General features: G+C 32.0%; 15 protein-coding genes. 6 read left to right on the forward strand and 9 right to left on the reverse strand.

Translation table 11 applies throughout. From position 1 onward, the window contains the following. Nucleotides 1-5 precede the first annotated feature (5 nt). Complete coding sequence (locus tag PQF96_RS20095) at nt 6-971, forward strand: peptidase associated/transthyretin-like domain-containing protein (protein ID WP_271767988.1); 966 nt, start codon at nt 6-8, stop codon at nt 969-971. A 37-nt stretch (nt 972-1,008) separates the two neighbouring features. Here the strand turns inward: PQF96_RS20095 and PQF96_RS20100 are convergent, their stop codons facing one another. Continuing rightward, nucleotides 1,009-2,742, reverse strand: coding sequence for a SulP family inorganic anion transporter (locus PQF96_RS20100; RefSeq protein WP_333968165.1), 1,734 nt, complete (start codon nt 2,740-2,742; stop codon nt 1,009-1,011). A gap of 126 nt (nt 2,743-2,868) precedes the next feature. Between PQF96_RS20100 and PQF96_RS20105 the strand changes: the two genes are divergently transcribed. From PQF96_RS20105 to PQF96_RS20120, 4 genes are all read left to right on the forward strand, one after another. Further along, nucleotides 2,869-3,624 (forward strand): sulfite exporter TauE/SafE family protein, encoded by a 756-nt coding sequence (locus PQF96_RS20105; RefSeq protein WP_143917387.1) that lies wholly within the window; start codon nt 2,869-2,871, stop codon nt 3,622-3,624. 179 nt (nt 3,625-3,803) lie between these two features. Beyond that, the gene (locus PQF96_RS20110; RefSeq protein WP_271767989.1) at nt 3,804-4,601 is read left to right on the forward strand and encodes an MBL fold metallo-hydrolase; all 798 of its coding nucleotides are present in this window, start codon (nt 3,804-3,806) and stop codon (nt 4,599-4,601) included. Between the two features lie 54 nt (nt 4,602-4,655). Beyond that, nucleotides 4,656-6,077, forward strand: coding sequence for a M16 family metallopeptidase (locus PQF96_RS20115; protein ID WP_271767990.1), 1,422 nt, complete (start codon nt 4,656-4,658; stop codon nt 6,075-6,077). After that, nucleotides 6,074-7,471 (forward strand): M16 family metallopeptidase, encoded by a 1,398-nt coding sequence (locus tag PQF96_RS20120; RefSeq protein WP_271767991.1) that lies wholly within the window; start codon nt 6,074-6,076, stop codon nt 7,469-7,471. The genes PQF96_RS20115 and PQF96_RS20120 overlap by 4 nt, the downstream gene beginning before the upstream one ends. 98 nt (nt 7,472-7,569) lie before the next feature. Here the strand turns inward: PQF96_RS20120 and PQF96_RS20125 are convergent, their stop codons facing one another. Next, entirely contained in the window at nt 7,570-8,019 is a 450-nt protein-coding gene (locus PQF96_RS20125; RefSeq protein ID WP_109434931.1) for a cold-shock protein, read from the reverse strand. Between the two features lie 341 nt (nt 8,020-8,360). Here PQF96_RS20125 and PQF96_RS20130 point away from each other — a divergent pair, with 341 nt between their 5' ends. Next, a complete protein-coding gene (locus tag PQF96_RS20130) occupies nt 8,361-8,939 on the forward strand; it encodes a pseudouridine synthase (protein WP_271767992.1) in 579 nt (192 codons plus the stop codon). Between the two features lie 16 nt (nt 8,940-8,955). Here PQF96_RS20130 and PQF96_RS20135 read toward each other — a convergent pair whose 3' ends face one another. The 7 genes from PQF96_RS20135 to PQF96_RS20165 all read right to left on the reverse strand — a co-directional run bounded on the left by PQF96_RS20135 (nt 8,956) and on the right by PQF96_RS20165 (nt 16,664). Continuing rightward, entirely contained in the window at nt 8,956-10,446 is a 1,491-nt protein-coding gene (locus PQF96_RS20135; protein WP_271767993.1) for a S41 family peptidase, read from the reverse strand. Between the two features lie 109 nt (nt 10,447-10,555). Then, nucleotides 10,556-11,680 (reverse strand): helix-turn-helix domain-containing protein, encoded by a 1,125-nt coding sequence (locus PQF96_RS20140; RefSeq protein ID WP_271767994.1) that lies wholly within the window; start codon nt 11,678-11,680, stop codon nt 10,556-10,558. Between the two features lie 91 nt (nt 11,681-11,771). Then, a complete protein-coding gene (locus PQF96_RS20145; protein ID WP_109434927.1) occupies nt 11,772-12,401 on the reverse strand; it encodes a chloramphenicol acetyltransferase in 630 nt (209 codons plus the stop codon). A gap of 2 nt (nt 12,402-12,403) precedes the next feature. Next, nucleotides 12,404-13,096, reverse strand: a complete 693-nt coding sequence (locus PQF96_RS20150; RefSeq protein WP_109434926.1) for an HAD family hydrolase — start codon at nt 13,094-13,096, stop codon at nt 12,404-12,406. A gap of 6 nt (nt 13,097-13,102) precedes the next feature. Further along, nucleotides 13,103-14,794 (reverse strand): energy-dependent translational throttle protein EttA, encoded by a 1,692-nt coding sequence (gene ettA / locus PQF96_RS20155; RefSeq protein ID WP_109434925.1) that lies wholly within the window; start codon nt 14,792-14,794, stop codon nt 13,103-13,105. A gap of 50 nt (nt 14,795-14,844) precedes the next feature. Beyond that, nucleotides 14,845-15,027 (reverse strand): CAL67264 family membrane protein, encoded by a 183-nt coding sequence (locus tag PQF96_RS20160; RefSeq protein WP_101449145.1) that lies wholly within the window; start codon nt 15,025-15,027, stop codon nt 14,845-14,847. A gap of 227 nt (nt 15,028-15,254) precedes the next feature. Further along, nucleotides 15,255-16,664, reverse strand: a complete 1,410-nt coding sequence (locus PQF96_RS20165; RefSeq protein ID WP_271767995.1) for an alpha/beta fold hydrolase — start codon at nt 16,662-16,664, stop codon at nt 15,255-15,257. Between the last annotated feature and the right edge of the window lie 222 nt (nt 16,665-16,886).

A 16,886-nucleotide genomic window follows, 5' to 3' on the forward strand; every position in this document is an offset into this window, starting at 1 on the left:
ACACAATGAAAAAGCTATTCCCCCTACTATTGCTTTTTTTAGCTCAAATAGTCTGCTCTCAGACCTATACTGTGCTGGATTCTGTGCAAAAGACCCCCATATCTTATGCCACAATATCTTTTGGCAATGGTAATGGTACTTTTGCAGATGCAGATGGTCGCTTTCAGTTTTCTAAAAAATGGTATTCTGATATTGACTCCTTATACATTTCTGCAGTAGGACATAAAGAAAAAACCATACCCACCACATCCTTAGATAAATACATACTCTTAGTTGAAGATATAGCTGAACTAAAAGAAGTGTATATTACTGCAGAAAAGAAAAGAAAATACAAAACAAAGAAGATTGCTTCAGAAGTACATAACGACTATTTTAAAAGTTGGCTCCCCACTGTAGAATCAGAAATTGCAGTTTTCTTTCCTAGAAATTCAGAAAAATCTACAAAAATTGCTTCTGTATACCTCCCGATTAAAACAGAGTCATCCAATAGAAATTCTAATAGTACTGGATCATTCTCTACATTATTTAAGATGCAATTCTATGAAAATGACAATGGTTTTCCCGGGAAAAGATTATCCTATGAGGATATTATATTTAAGGTTACAGATAAAGACAAATCTAATTTTGAACTGAACGTTTCAGAACATAGGGTTTTCGTACCCAAAGAAGGCTTTTTTGTATCTATACAGGTACTTGGCTATGCTGATACTAAAGGAAAGCTCCAACAAACAAAAAAATATAGCGAGATCGAAACCAGAAAAGGCATTGTAAAGGTTTCTACTACTTTTAGGCCATTACTCCCTTTTACCGATAAGATTAGCGGTTACAAAACTTTTACAAGAAGAATATTCTTTAAAAATAGAGCCTGGCAACGTTTTGATAAAGAATATAGCAATAATAATAATCTTATCAAAAATAACAACACTAATTATGGAATGGGTCTAAAATTACATTTATACGAAGATAATTAACTTATAAAATTTAGACTTAAAAAAACACTTTACACTTCTAATCAAGAAAAGATCTTCGTTTTTGATTAAATTGTACTGCAGCTTCATGAATATCTTCATGCTCCATTCTATTCTCGGCATAATCAACAGCGTTTGAGATTGTAAGGTAATAATAATCCTTCCCCAATTTATCAGTAAATCCTGACCTCTTTAGAAAATCTCTTACTGGACCAATCGTTCCAACCATTAATAGTTGTATATCAAGATCTTCCAAATACTGATGAATATCCTCCAAAACGTGTAAACCTGTACTATCAATATCATGCATGTTTGTATTATCCAGGATTAAAAATTTTGGATGCACATCACGATGTGACACATATTTAAAAATAGTATCCTTGAAATATCCTGAGTTCCCAAAATACAACTGATTATCAAATCTAATAATTAAATATTCCTTAGACTGAACAGCATCAGGAAATCTATTAATATTACGATAATACATAGTCCCTGGAATATTTACCAATTCTGCTATATGAGGACGAGCACTATAATATTGAAGGAAAACAAAAGACAGAAGCACTCCAATAAAAATCCCATTCTCTACCCCAAAAATTAAAGTTCCTAAAAAAGTTATAATCATTACAATAAAGTCTCGTCTCCTTAAACTAAAAAGATATTTAGCCTCACTGTAATTGATTAACCCAAATACAGATACAAGAATAATTGCAGCAAGAGTAGATTTTGGAATATAATAGAAAAACGAAGTAAGAAACAACAATGAAAGTATAACCATTATTGCGGCAATAATAGAGGACACCGTAGTCTTCGCTCCTGCTTCATCATTAATTGCCGTTCTACTATAACTTCCCGATGAAGGAACTGCCTGAAAGAATGCTCCAATTACCTTTGCTATTCCTAAAGCCAATAGCTCCTGATTAGGGCGTATAATATGATCCCTATTTTTCATCTCCATAGATTTAGCAATACCAATACTGCCAACATATCCAATAAAAGTAACTGTAAGCACCGTAGGGATTAAAGTAACCATAGTATCATAATTCATCTCTGGAATACTGAAAGATGGTAAACCACTAGGGACATCTTGAATAATCGCCAGTCCTTTTTCTTTTAGATTGAAAACATAGGTTAACAGGGTTGTAATAACAAGTACCGTAAGTGCTCCCGGAAAAGAACGCTTCCACTTCTTCAGTATTACAATTACGGTAATCGAACCAATACAGATTGCTAAAGTGATCCAATTTACATTAGAAAAATGACCTATGACATACCCAATAGTCTGATGTGTATATTTATAATCTGGAATAGTCATTCCTAAACCTTCTTCTAACTGAGAAACAATTATAATTATGGCCGCAGCAGAGATAAAACCAGAAATAACCGGCTGAGAAATAAGATTCACCAAAAACCCCATTCTCAATACACTCATAATAATCTGTAACACACCAATGAGAAAACCTGTAAACAGAACTAAGGAAATAAATTTGTCTGAAAAAGGGTCAGCTAACTGACTAACTCCGCTCATCACCAAAATGGCAGTAACCGCTACAGGGCCTATACTTAATTGTCTTGACGTCCCAAAGAAAGCATATAGCAGTAATGGAACCAAACAAGCATACAGCCCATAAATAGCAGGGACACCCATTAATAATGCATATGCAATAGCTTGAGGTATCAATATTACTCCAACTGTAATACCTGCTAAGATATCTGATTTAAGAATAGCACTATTGTATTCTTTTTTTTTAAAGATTAGAAGAAACGGAATTATTTTTTGTAGTGTTTTGACTTTTTATTAAAATTTTAGTTGATACCGTAAATCTACAATAGTTTGAGAAGTTATCCCTATTTTTGAATATAAACTATCTTACATTTTCTTATATATTCATAAAAATAGATGAACGAAACTTTACTTCTTCTCCTTCTTGCTGTTATTGGATTTGTAGCTGGAGTTATTAACACCATAGCAGGAGGAGGTTCATTACTCACGCTACCTATGCTCATTTTTATGGGACTCCCTCCTGCTGTAGCCAATGGTACAAACCGCATCGGTATTTTTATTCAATGTATTACCTCAGTGGCTGGTTTTAAGAGCAAAGGAATCAAACCTACAGTTTTTGGAGTTTATCTTGGTATATCTGCTTTGATTGGATCAATCATTGGAGCACAGATAGCGGTAGATATAAAAGGAGACAGCTTCAATAAAATACTAGCTATTGTAATGGTAATAGTAGTCTTTTTTATGGTGTTCAAACCTAAAGTTAATCTTAAAAACCTGGCAGAAAGAACAGAAGGTAAATACCTATGGCTATCTATTATTGTCTTTTTCTTTATAGGAATTTACGGAGGATTTATTCAAGCTGGTGTTGGAATATTTATCCTATTAGCCTTAACCTCTATCAACTATTTAAGCTTAGTTAAATCCAATGCTGTCAAAGTATTAGTTGTTTTCATTTATACAGTAGGAGCGCTTGCTATTTTTATTTACAATCAACAGATCGATTATTTATACGGTATTATCCTTGCTTTTGGTAACGCTACAGGAGGTTGGATTGCAAGCAGGTGGTCAGTTAAAAAAGGAGATGGTTTAGTAAAGGTTTTCTTAGTGATCATGGTTATCGCAATGGCAATAAAATTATGGATAGATAGTTAACTCAAAAACATAGCACATATTTAAAAGATATCTAGTTTTTATTTCCCAATATCACAACTTGTTATACTAAATCTAGTTTGAGAATCATTTTTATAATAGCAACACAACATTATAAATCTCCCATATCTCAAGCATTATTCTTATCTTTTAAATCTAAAAAACACAAAAATCATCATCTCATGAAACTTTCCCCCTTTTATGTCACGTTTATTTGTTTTCTATTTTTAAACTGTAAATCTCAAAAAAAAGAGGATATTGAAGTTACTAATGAAACTGTTACTGAAATACCTGAAGAGATTCCGAAAAAACCAATAAGCGATATTACTATTGATCCAATCATCCATGCGACAGCTATTCTTGAATGGAAAGAAAAAACAATTTATATCGATCCAACAGGAGGCGCCAAAGCTTTCAAAGGTAAAAAAACTCCAAACCTAGTACTTATTACAGATATCCATGGAGATCATATGAATATTGACACTTTAGACAGCTTGGATTTATCGAATGCAGAACTCATAGTACCTCAAGCTGTAGCAGAGAAACTTCCTGCACAATATACCGATCAATTGATAATCCTTAACAATGGAGAAACAAAAGAAATACAAGGAATTTCAATTGAAGCGATACCCATGTATAACCTACGAGAAGAAGCTTTAAAATTTCATAATAAAGGAAGAGGCAATGGATATGTAATTACCTTAGGAAAAAAACGGTTGTACTTCTCTGGAGATACTGAGGATATTCCTGAGATGAGAAATTTAAAATATATAGACATAGCCTTTATATCCATGAATTTACCATATACAATGACCGTTGAAAGTGCAGCTGATGCAGTGCTCGAATTCAAACCTAAACAAGTATATCCATATCACTATAGAGGAACAGAAGGATTAAGTGATGTAAAAAAATTCAAGGAACTAATAGCCAAAGATTCAACTATAGAAGTAGTACAATTGGATTGGTATCCAAAAATATAGAATTAAAATAAAATCAAAATTATCACGCAATATTCATCTTAATCTATTCAAAAAATGAAGTTTACATTAAAAACAGTCTTTCTTTTTTGCCTATTTATAAATATCATAGGGTGTAAAAAGGAAAAAGAAGAACCTAACATCGACACAACAGAAAATACTTCAGAAGTGGTTTCTGAGTTTAAAGTTCCTGTTGAGTATTACAAATTAGACAACGGTCTTAAGGTAATCCTTTCACAAGATAAAACCTCTCCAACTGCAATAGTTGCTGTGTATTATAATATAGGGTTTAGAAATGAACCAAAGGACAGAACCGGATTTGCACATCTTTTTGAACATATGATGTTTCAGGGATCAGAAAACCTTGGTAAAATGGAATTCATTCAATTGGTTCAAAAAAATGGTGGAATCTTAAACGGTTCTACCCGATTTGATTTTACTAACTATTTTGAAATTGTGCCTTCTCATAAGTTAGAAACTATGTTATGGGCTGAAGCCGATCGAATGAAAGGTTTAGCAATAACACAAGATAATCTAACCAATCAACAAGGTGTTGTGAAAAATGAAGTTAAAGTAAATGTACTTAACCAACCCTATGGAGGTTTTCCTTGGTTAGATATGCCGCAATATGCAAATACAAATTGGTATAATGCCCATAACTTTTATGGAGATTTAAAAGATTTAGATGCAGCTAATCTTGAAGATGTAGATAAATTTTTTAAAACTTTTTATGCTCCTAATAATGCCGCAATATCTGTAGTTGGAGATTTTGACACTGAACAGGTAAAAAATTGGATTCAAAAATACTTTGGAAATCTTTCTACTTCTGAATTACCAGATACACCTGATATTTCAGAACCAAGACAAGAAGAACAAAAAGAATTTACAAAAGACGATCCTTTAGCAAACAAACCTGCAATAGCATTAGCATATCATATGCCTGACCGTAATACTCCTGAATATTATGCGATGGGATTAATAGATCAAATATTGGTTCAAGGTGACAATGCATTATTAGTTCAAAAGTTAGAAAATGAAAAAGGATACACTTCTAGTGTTGCAGGAGGCATTAATTATCTTGGAAACATGTTTAACTATAAAGGCCCAATGCTTTGGATGTATAATTTCACTTACGATAATGAAACATCTCGAGATGATATATTAGTATCAATAGAAGAAGTAATGACAGAAATAAGTAAAGGGGTTTCCCAAGAAATGATCGATAGTGCTATTATAAAAATGCGTTCGAAACTATATGATGACTTAGGTGGTACTTTTGGACTAGGAAGAGCGGATTTATTATGCAGCTTTGCCTTATTTGATGACGATCCCAATAGAATAAACAGTATAGAAGAAGAATTCAAAAAGGTAACTCCAGAACTGATAACAAAAACTATCAAAGAATATTTAAGACCTACCAATCGGACCATTTTAACAGTAAATCCTCTTTTAACTAACGCTGAAAACACAAAATCATGAAAAAGACTCTCTCAATAATAACGGCAGTACTTCTAACCGTGACTATAACTTTTAGCCAAGAAAAGGAAAAGGAAAAACCACCTATTGGTAGTGCTCCGAAGAATTTTGTGCTACCAAAAAAAGAAACAATAACTTTAGAAAACGGATTAAAACTGGTAATGATTCCTTACGGTGCAATTCCAAAAGCTACCATTGCTGTAAACATTAAGTCAGGAAATATTCACGAGAAGAAAGATCAAGTATGGTTATCAGATCTTATGGCTGACCTCCTCAAAGAAGGATCTACTTCCATGAATGCAAAGGAAATAGCTAATAAAATGGCAGAAATGGGTGGTAATTTGGATGTCTCTGTTCGACCTCATAACACAAATTTAAATACTTCTGTTTTATTCGAATTTGCACCTGATGCAATACACCTGATTGGTGATATTCTTAAAAATCCAAAATGGCCTGAGACAGAAATTGAACGATTAAAAAACGATATGAAACGTAATTTAACTGTTGCTCTATCAAGACCACAAGCGCAAGCTAATAAAGAGTTTTTTGGAAGACTATATCCTGACCACCCCTATGGACAATCATATTCAACAAATACAATAATTGATTCTTTTTCTATTGAAGACGTTAAAAACTTCTTTACAGAAAACTATGGAGCACAACGCACCACGGTCTATATTACAGGTAGGTTCGATAAAAACAAAGTAAAAGAAGCAGTTGAAAAAGCCCTTGGAGACTGGAGAAAAGGCCCTGAGTCTAATTATCCTGTAGCGCAGGCAAAAACTGATCCATCAGTACAGATAATTGACAGACCTGACGCACCCCAGTCGACTATTTACTACGGATTACCGGTTGTTGGCCCTTCAGACCCTGATTTTATATCATTAGAAGTTACAAACTCCTTATTAGGAGGATCTTTTGGCTCCAGAATAACAAGTAACATACGAGAAGATAAAGGATACACGTATTCACCCAGAAGTACAATATCAGCTAATTACAAAAGCGGAATTTGGTATGAATCGGCAGACGTAACCACTACACATACTGGGGCTTCTATACAAGAAATCAATAAAGAAATTATACGACTTCAAAAAGAAGCTCCTTCTGTAGAAGAACTTGACGGAATTAAAAACTATGAATCGGGGATTTTTGTACTTAGAAACTCCACCCCACAAGGAATCATTAATCAATTATCATTTTTAGATAGACACGATTTAGATGAGTCTTACTTAAAAGATCGAGTAAAAAACATACAAAGTGTTACTCCAGAAAAAGTTGTGGAAATGACAAAAAAGTATATTAATCCTGATAAAATGACATTAATAATAGTTGGTGATAAAAAGAAAGTACAGCAACAAGTGCAAGAGGTTATAAAACCTGAGTCATTAAAACAATAATACCTTAAAAAAAGAGACAATCAAAAAGGTCTGCTCTGGAGCAGACCTTTTTGATTTAGATATTATGAAGGTTTCAAAATCGATCAATAATAAAAAAATTATACTTTTTTAACTCTTACCGCATTCATACCCTTAGGTCCTTTCTCTAATTCAAAAGTAACCCTGTCATTTTCTTTTACTTCTTGCGTTAAACCGTTAACATGTACAAAATATCTTTCCTGAGTTTCATCCTCATTAATAAAACCATATCCTTTAGAATCATTAAAAAAAGCTACTCTTCCCTTTTTTACTGGGTCAAATTCTTCTTTTTCTCTTTTAGGAATTCCTATCTCTATATTCTCAGCTTTAATTTTTTTCTTTTTAGAAGGATCTGGCGGAGCATCAGTAGTATAGCCATACTCATCCACATAAGCAATCATACTATCTAAACCATTTCCTTTGTTAGAATTGGCTAGACGTTCTGCCTTCTTTTTTTGCTTTTCTTCGCGCTTTTTTAATTTCTTTTTTTCTTTCTCTATTTTACTAAAAGTTTGTTGTGATTTTGCCATTCGTTTTTTTATACTGTTTTACTAAATTTACATTTTAACCCTATCATTCACTATGATTTGTCATTGAAATACTAAACGAATGATTGGAAAATAACAATACTTAAGATTGATTTACCGAAAATTTACCCAGTTGTCGCAATAACTTGCTACAGCGTATATATAAAACGTGAATATGAGCTGAAAATATATACAAAGATAGGGTATACATTTTAATTTAAAAAAGACTCTTTCATAAATTGCGGGATATAAGAATTTAGACCCATAAAAAACTAAATCCTTAATTTCGCTTTTATCAAACTATATTAAAAGTGATTCTAAAGCATTGCGAATAGCAAATCCATATGGAAAAAGAAGAAAAACATCATCATTTTATGATTTATAAACCTTATGGATTTCTAAGTCAATTCATCAATAATGGGCAAAAACAAAATTCAAAGAAATTACTAGGAACACTATACGATTTCCCAGAAGGAATAATGGCTATAGGACGATTGGATGAAAAATCAGAAGGATTATTATTACTTACTACTGATGGAAAAACCAGTAATTATATATGCAGTGGTGGGGTCGAAAAGGAATATTATGCACAGGTAGATGGAGATATTACTGTAGATGCTATAAAATTATTAACACAAGGAGTGGAGATTGGTTTTGAAGGAAAAAAATACACTACAGCTCCATGCAAAGCTTTTAAATTAAAAACTGTTCCTGAATTTCCAAAAAGGAGCAAAAAAATAAGAGATGATAGGCATGGCCCTACAAGCTGGGTATCAATTACATTAAAAGAAGGTAAATTTCGTCAGGTTCGTAAAATGACTTCTGCGGTAGGTTTTCCTACACTACGACTTGTAAGAGTTCGAGTTGGAGAAATCTACCTCGATAGCATGCAGATAGGAGAAGTTAGAAAATTAATGTTATAATTTTATTTTTAAAATTTTATTTATTAAATATAGAAAAAGCTTTTTCTATTGCTGGGTCCTTATCATTAAGCATAACCATGGATTTATGAAAAGTTACCCATTCTCTAGAATATGGAATTAAAAAATCAGGAGTAATCCCTACATATTCATAGTTTTTATTGTTGCGAGACTCATATATCTCATTGGATAAACCAAAACTCCATCCATTGGGCAATTTTTTCTGTAAGACATCAGAAAAAATCCCCATGGTGTTAGAACCAATTCTAATTATATTTTTAAAACCAAGTGATCCTAAAACCATTGCTTCTGCAGAACTGCCAGTTTGAGATCCCATTAGAAGTATAACTTTTCCTTGGTATAGTTTATCTGAAGACTCAACATACACCTTACTTTCGAATGAATTTTCTACCCCAGTCCATATCTTTTTTGTAAAAATATTAGTTTTGTTTGTTGCAAAATATGACAGTATATCCATAGCCACCTGATCTGTACCCCCAGGATTAAATCTTAGGTCTATTATTAGATTTGGAGTATCAGACAACTGCGTAATAATAGAATCCATCATAACCTTCACTCCTTTTCTTTCTCCTCTAAGATATTGCCCAAGTGTTTTTCCTTTTTTAATATCATCAAAAACTTTTTCCCAATGTTTATCCCAATACTCATTAGAATTATAGCTTTCTGCAACATAAACATCTTGAGAATAACCATTCATACTATTAATTTGAATGTATCCCACCTCTTTTTTTAATTTTCCCCATATCAGTAAGTCCTTATGATATCGCTTAAAATTATTTGTATTGTAGAGTTTTAGAATATTTTCTAGTGCATTGCTTCTCAAGGAAGTATAATCATATTCTTTATTCGAATCTGAAACCTCTTTTTCATTATCAGAAGGTTCACTCTCTTCTTTTTTTAGTTCTCTAATTTTTAGATATGCCTCGCTTATATCATCAGGTACACGTAGGCTAATATGTTCGTCTTGAATTGCATCTAAGATTTCTCCTATATAACCATATAACTCTATCTCGGTTGTGTTTTCTGTAATAAGATGTATATGATCCCTATATATCTTATCCCAATCAACCCCTCTTAGTGCAGAATATGCATAGTTTTCTTTAAAAGTATGCCATAAAACATTGAAGTTAAGCTTTGGATCTTTAGAAGAAAAAATAGGATTTTCACATAATGCAAGAGGTTCTTTAAGTTTATTAAACTTATATCTTGTGATGCCGTATTTAAGAATCATTGATACCTCGTCAGTTTCTTCAATCTTATACAGATCGAATAAAGTTTCTAAAGAACCTGTCCAATTGTTTAATGCACTAGATGATGATGGCTGACACGAGATCTGAGTTACATCATACATTTTATAGGTGGTTTCAGATATTTCTAAATACACCCCATATCCCTCTTGTAACCAATAGCCCTGAATACCTTTATCAAATTGGGAAAAACTACTCTGACAAAAAATAAGAAAAACGAAAATAAGATGAAAATGCTTCATTTGTGAATTATTGTTTGATTGATGATGACCTTAATAAATATTTTGAAGCATAAAAAAAAGGAATAAACAAAGGCCAATCGTATCAAATTATAATATGATACATAAAAAATCAATCTTTATTCAATTTCCTAAATTCAAAAGGTGTCTTTCCTGTGGTTTTTTTAAAAACCCTATTGAAAGTAGCTTTAGAATTAAAACCACATTCATAAGCAATACCTAATAATGTTATTCTGTTATACTCAACATCTTTAAGTCTATTAATTACGGCATCAATACGGTATTCATTTACAAAATCTGAAAAACTTTTATCTAAACCTTCATTAATAATCCTGGAAGTCACATTTGGATGAATATCTAATTCTTTGGCAAGAGCACTAAGGGTTAATTCTGCATTTAGAAAGAATAAATTAGTTTCCATTTGTATTTTTAACCATTTAGCTTGTTCAATGATTTCTTTAGATGGGATATTATTTTTCTCAAGTGGTTTTTCTCTATCCTCTAATAAAATAATTTCAGGTCTTAAAAACGCCTCTGCACTTATCCAAATAGTAACTGCTGCCATTAAGATATAAAGTGGATAATAGTGTATTACCCCTAAGGAGTAATCAAAAACAAAATAATCTATAAACGTATAAGGAACCCAAAGAAACCAGAGTACAGCAAAGATAATGAGTAAGCGATACAACCAACCTAAATAATACTTGTGATCATTACTATAATTATTCTTAACCCATTGATGATAGTTCTTTATCGATTTTAATGCATAAAAACTATATAAGAGTACAGAAATAATAGCTATTAATTGTAATAATGGACTCGATATAAGGAAAGTTATGGTATCATAATTTGGTATTTCTTTATGTATACTTTCAATCCCTTGAATAATAGAAATACAGAACTCTACTAAAACAGGTGTGAAATGTAAAAAATGTTTCTTTTTAAGACTAAATTCCCTTTCGGTCATGTATTTGGTGTAAAAATAAATACATGGGCCTAAGGCCAGAGCATAATGAAGAGGAATCAAATTTAAAACATTATGTAAAGTATATAAATCAAAATCTATTAACAGTACCCAGCAATTCCATAACGAAATAATTATTGGAACCAAGCCCAGAAAACGATTTGCTTTTAAATTAAATCTTTTTGTGAAAATTAATAGAATTCCAAAAGTGATACCAATAATAACAGAGACCAGTATTGTGAAATTTAAAATATTTACAGGTAACTGAATCACATTACAATAGATTGATTATTTTATTAAAAATATAAAAAACAAAATAAACAATTCTTAATCAATGAATTAAAGATTTCAAAAGCTTTTATTACTATTCATTCAATAATTTTTGAAACTCCTCCAGGTATTGACCAATATGATATCCATCCATCAAACCATGATGTACATAAATCGCTACGGGTAAGTTTAATTTTCCATTGTCTTTTGAGTATTTACCAAATGAAATTTTGGGTACACTATCTTTATATTGAAAATGTCTGGCATGAGTAAGTCCTGTAAAAGAATACCAGGGAATAGATGAATAATGAATCGTATCTATTCGTTTTGCATTATCATTATGACGTAAACCTGTACTATTTTTTACAGCTTCAATTTCTTTTTGGGCTTTAGCCATAAAAATCTCGAAATTACTATCAAATTCCATAAATGAAAAACCAAAACTATGATCTTCTCTTCCAATAGTAGGAGATGCGTGAATTTTATTATATACAAATACTTTATCATCTTCTACTCTATACCTAAACTCTTCGATTGCATTAGCCGCCTGAAGAGATTTATGTAAATAATATAAAAAGTAAGGATATCCAAAATCTTTTATTTTTTGATATCCTTTTGTAAAATCAACAGTAGTTGTAATCCCAAAAAATGGTTCATCAAAACTTCCAAAGAACTCAAAATGTTCTTTTCGGCTCCAGGAATTAAAATCAAGTACTGTTTTCATTATTATAACACTTGTAAAAGCTCACTTGCTTTAGTAAAACTTCTAAAATTAGGATGATTGACTTCTTCATGCACCATTTCATGAGCCCATGTAGTATGAAAAGGAATATGAAAGGCGTGTGCTCCAATATTTAAAACGGGTAAAACATCTGATTTTAATGAATTACCTACCATTAGAAATTCCTTTTCTGTAATATCAAGATGTTTTACCAATTTACGATAATGCATTTCTGTTTTATCGGAAACAATTTCAATATGATGAAAATATTTTTCCAATCCTGATTTCATCAATTTACGCTCTTGATCTAATAGATCTCCTTTTGTAGCCATTACCAACCGATATTTCTTGGATAACTCATTAAGAGTTTTATCAATTCCATCGATTAGTTCTATAGGCTCCTGAAGCATTTGCTTTCCTTTCTCAATAAGCTTTTCTACTAAACCAATATTCATTTCTCCATTAGAAATAGTAATAGCAGCCTCAATTAACGAAAGCGTAAATGGTTTGATACCATATCCATATAATGGAAGGTTTTTCATCTCCACATCAAAAAGTAATTTATTTGCCTCTTCTTTAGGTAAAAATTGTTCTAATAATTCACAAAACTCTTCTTCTGCTTTCCTGAAAAAAGTTTCATTAACCCATAGAGTATCATCAGCATCAAATGCAATGACTTTTATATTTTGAAATGACATCTAATACTATCTTACTAGTTTCTTGTACTTAATACGTTTTGGCATTAAATCCCCACCCAAACGTTTCTTTTTATTCTCTTCATAATCAGAGAAACTTCCTTCAAAGAAATACACTTGTGAATCTCCTTCAAAAGCTAATATGTGTGTACATATTCTATCCAAAAACCATCTATCATGAGAAATAACAACAGCACACCCTGCAAAGTTTTCAAGACCTTCTTCTAATGCTCTTAAGGTATTAACATCAAGATCATTGGTTGGCTCATCCAAAAGCAATACATTACCTTCTTCTTTTAAGGTCATTGCCAAATGTAATCGGTTACGTTCCCCTCCAGAAAGTGTAGATACTTTCTTATTCTGTTCGCTACCGCTAAAATTAAAACGGCTTAAATACGCTCTGGAGTTTACTTGTCTTCCTCCCATCATAACCAATTCTTGCTCATCACTAAAATTTTGCCAAATGGTTTTCTCTGTATCTATATTACTGTGACTTTGATCTACATAGGCAATAGATGCTGTTTCTCCTACATTAAAACTTCCTTTATCCGGTTGTTCTTCTCCCATAATCATCTTAAATATTGTCGTCTTACCTGCCCCATTGGGACCTATAATTCCTACAATACCTGCCTGAGGAAGGTTAAAGTTTAAATCTTCGTACAACAACTTATCCCCAAAAGCTTTACTTACTCCACTGGCTTCAATAACATTGGTTCCTAATCTAGGGCCATTAGGGATATAAATTTCTAATTTTTCGTCAACTTGTTTTTGATCCTGACTTAATAATTTATCATAATTACTAAGACGAGCTTTTTGTTTTGCCTGACGTCCTTTTGGTGCCATTCGCACCCATTCTAATTCTCGTTCTAATGTTTTTTGACGTTTGGATGCTTGTTTTTGTTCTTGAGCTAATTTCTTTGCCTTTTGATCTAACCAAGAAGAATAATTTCCTTTCCAAGGGATCCCTTCTCCTCTATCTAATTCTAATATCCATCCTGCAACATTATCCAAAAAGTACCTATCATGCGTAACTGCGATAACTGTACCTTTATAATTTTGAAGGTGATGCTCTAACCAATGAACAGATTCTGCATCAAGGTGGTTTGTTGGTTCATCCAATAAAAGAACATCTGGTTCTTTTAGTAAAAGACGACATAATGCAACTCTTCGTCTTTCTCCACCTGATAAAACACTGATTTTCTTATCAGAATCGGGAGTACGAAGTGCATCCATTGCTATCTCTAGTTTGGTATCTAGCTCCCAAGCATTACTTGCATCAATCTGATCTTGTAGATTTGCCTGCTTATCCATAAGTTCCTGCATTTTATCAGGATTTTCATATACTTCTGGAAGGCCAAACATATCATTAATCTTATTATATTCATCCAAAACAGCAACCGTTTCTGCAACTCCTTCCTTTACAACTTCTAATACTGTTTTTTCTGGATCTAACTGTGGCTCTTGTTCTAAAAAACCTACCGTATATCCTGATGCAAATACAACATCTCCCTGAAAGTTTTTATCTACCCCAGCTATAATTTTTAATAAAGTAGACTTACCAGAACCATTAAGCCCCAGAATACCAATTTTGGCTCCGTAGAAAAAACTTAAATATATATTTTTTAATACCGGAGTATTCGCACTTTTATACGTTTTACTAACTCCGGACATTGAGAAGATTACTTTTTTATCGTCTGACATATGCCCTTAAATTATATTTTTATTTGATGATTGATTGTATGTAAAAAGAGTTATACTCTTCCTTTTAAAGCATTAAAAACCCAGGCAATTGCAAAAAAGCCAACTCCTACAGCTGCAAAACCATATCCTGACACATCTCTATATCTAAATGCTCCTAATGCAATAAGTGCAAGGCCAACTAATATCATTATAAAAGTTGCCCAAGCCAATACTGTATTTTTATTCATTCCCATAAATTATTATTTAGTTTAGTACTAACACTTGTAATTTTTCAAATATAAGCAGATGCAAATATCGGTATTTTATAGTCAAAAAAAGTGATTTTTTATCCACTTATTATAACGTAAAGCATGTAAAACACTCAATAACAACATTTAAGTCGTTTTGATAATTACAATAAGATCGAAAAATTAAATACAATCAAAAGAAAAATCAAATTAAATTTCTTTGTTAAGATTACTTATTTTTTTAAAGCTACGTATTCATCATTTACTATAGTTTGAGTAATTGATTTTCCTTCAATAAACTCTGCAGCTATTTTGGCAAAACTATTTTGCGCAAAAAGAGCTACAAAATGAGGAGCATCTGTTACACTCACCAATGTCACTTCTCCTACTTTAGATAATTTCTTAACATGTCGAACTGCACCATCATAATCTGTTTTAGGATCTAAAGTGCCTTGAAATATTAACGTTGGAGGCATTTTTTGAGGTATAGTGGCAAAATACTGATCACGTTGATAGGTTGGCATCGTATTTTCTGCAATAAGATTAGGTAAAGGACTTGTAAACAATAACCCTTTAGCTTCTTCTACAACATCAACTTTTTTCATTCCTGGTCTTAGATTATTTTCTGAGGCTGTTATTATTTGCACCAACGGAATTGAACTTGGAGATGTATCATATTTAGAACCATAATCTTTATAAAATTTAGTAATATCTTGCACAGCATCATTTAATACTTTAAAATCATTTTTTTCTAAACCTTCTATTATCGAAGGTAACTTATTTCTAGCATCAGGAATATCAAGCATCATCCCCAAGATTGAAGATAAATTTTGACCTGGTATCTGTTCTGCAAATTTCTTATCGCTCTGTGAACGTTCGATCAATTTTTCTAACCTTGAAGCTAAATTAACTCCTTTGGGATTAATTGTATCAAAATTCTTTAAAACCATACGCCCTACTTTATCTGTAACCTGAGATCGTTTACTCAAATCAAAATCACCATCATCTTGTAAAGGCACTAGAGAATCTAATAAAACTCCATCTACTTTTACCATATTTTGCTGCATTAATCTAAGGACTAATTGTGTACCATAAGAAACACCGTATATGTACCTTTTTCCTTCTCCACTCAAGTTATTTATTAGTATCCCTAAATCCTTTGCTGCATTGGTAATCGAAAATGCCTGGGTATACGGTATATTACCAAACATTTGTCCAAAGCATGGACCCCATTCATCATTTGCCAATGCAATACCATTTGCAGATTCCAAACTCTCTTGTTCTGGGCATATCTTACTAGAGGCACCTGTACCTCTATGATCAGGAACAATTATATCTAAATGAGGAAATATTTCTTTAAATTTTGTTATTAAAGGATAAAAGCTTGCTCCTGATTCACCTGGCCCACCAGCAATTAACCAAATTGAACCTTCTCTTTTTTCTTTTGCGGGGAACTTCCTTATAAATAAATCAATGGTTTCTTCTTTTCCAGGTTCATGAAATAACGGAGTTTTTACTAATGCACACAGAGATAATTTTAATTCTGGTATAGTTTCAGAGGTATTACATATTTCAAATTGAGCATTAGAGGTGGACACAAAAGACACTATCCCGACAAAGGAAAAAAATAATTTTCTAATCATTATTGTTATTCTTATTCTTACTTTAATTGATTCATCTATTTCCAATAAAACTAAAATGGCAATAGAACTGGAGTAAATGTATAAATATTAAAAACCTACCAAATTATTTTTGCTTTTTTTAACGTTACTTTTTCGATTTGATCCATCTCTATCTTAAATTTCAATTTTAGAATACACAAAAACGGATGCCCTATTATAAGAACATCCGTTTTAAAATATATA

This window comes from Aquimarina algiphila (assembly GCF_947494415.1).
GTDB classification, from domain to species: domain Bacteria; phylum Bacteroidota; class Bacteroidia; order Flavobacteriales; family Flavobacteriaceae; genus Aquimarina; species Aquimarina algiphila.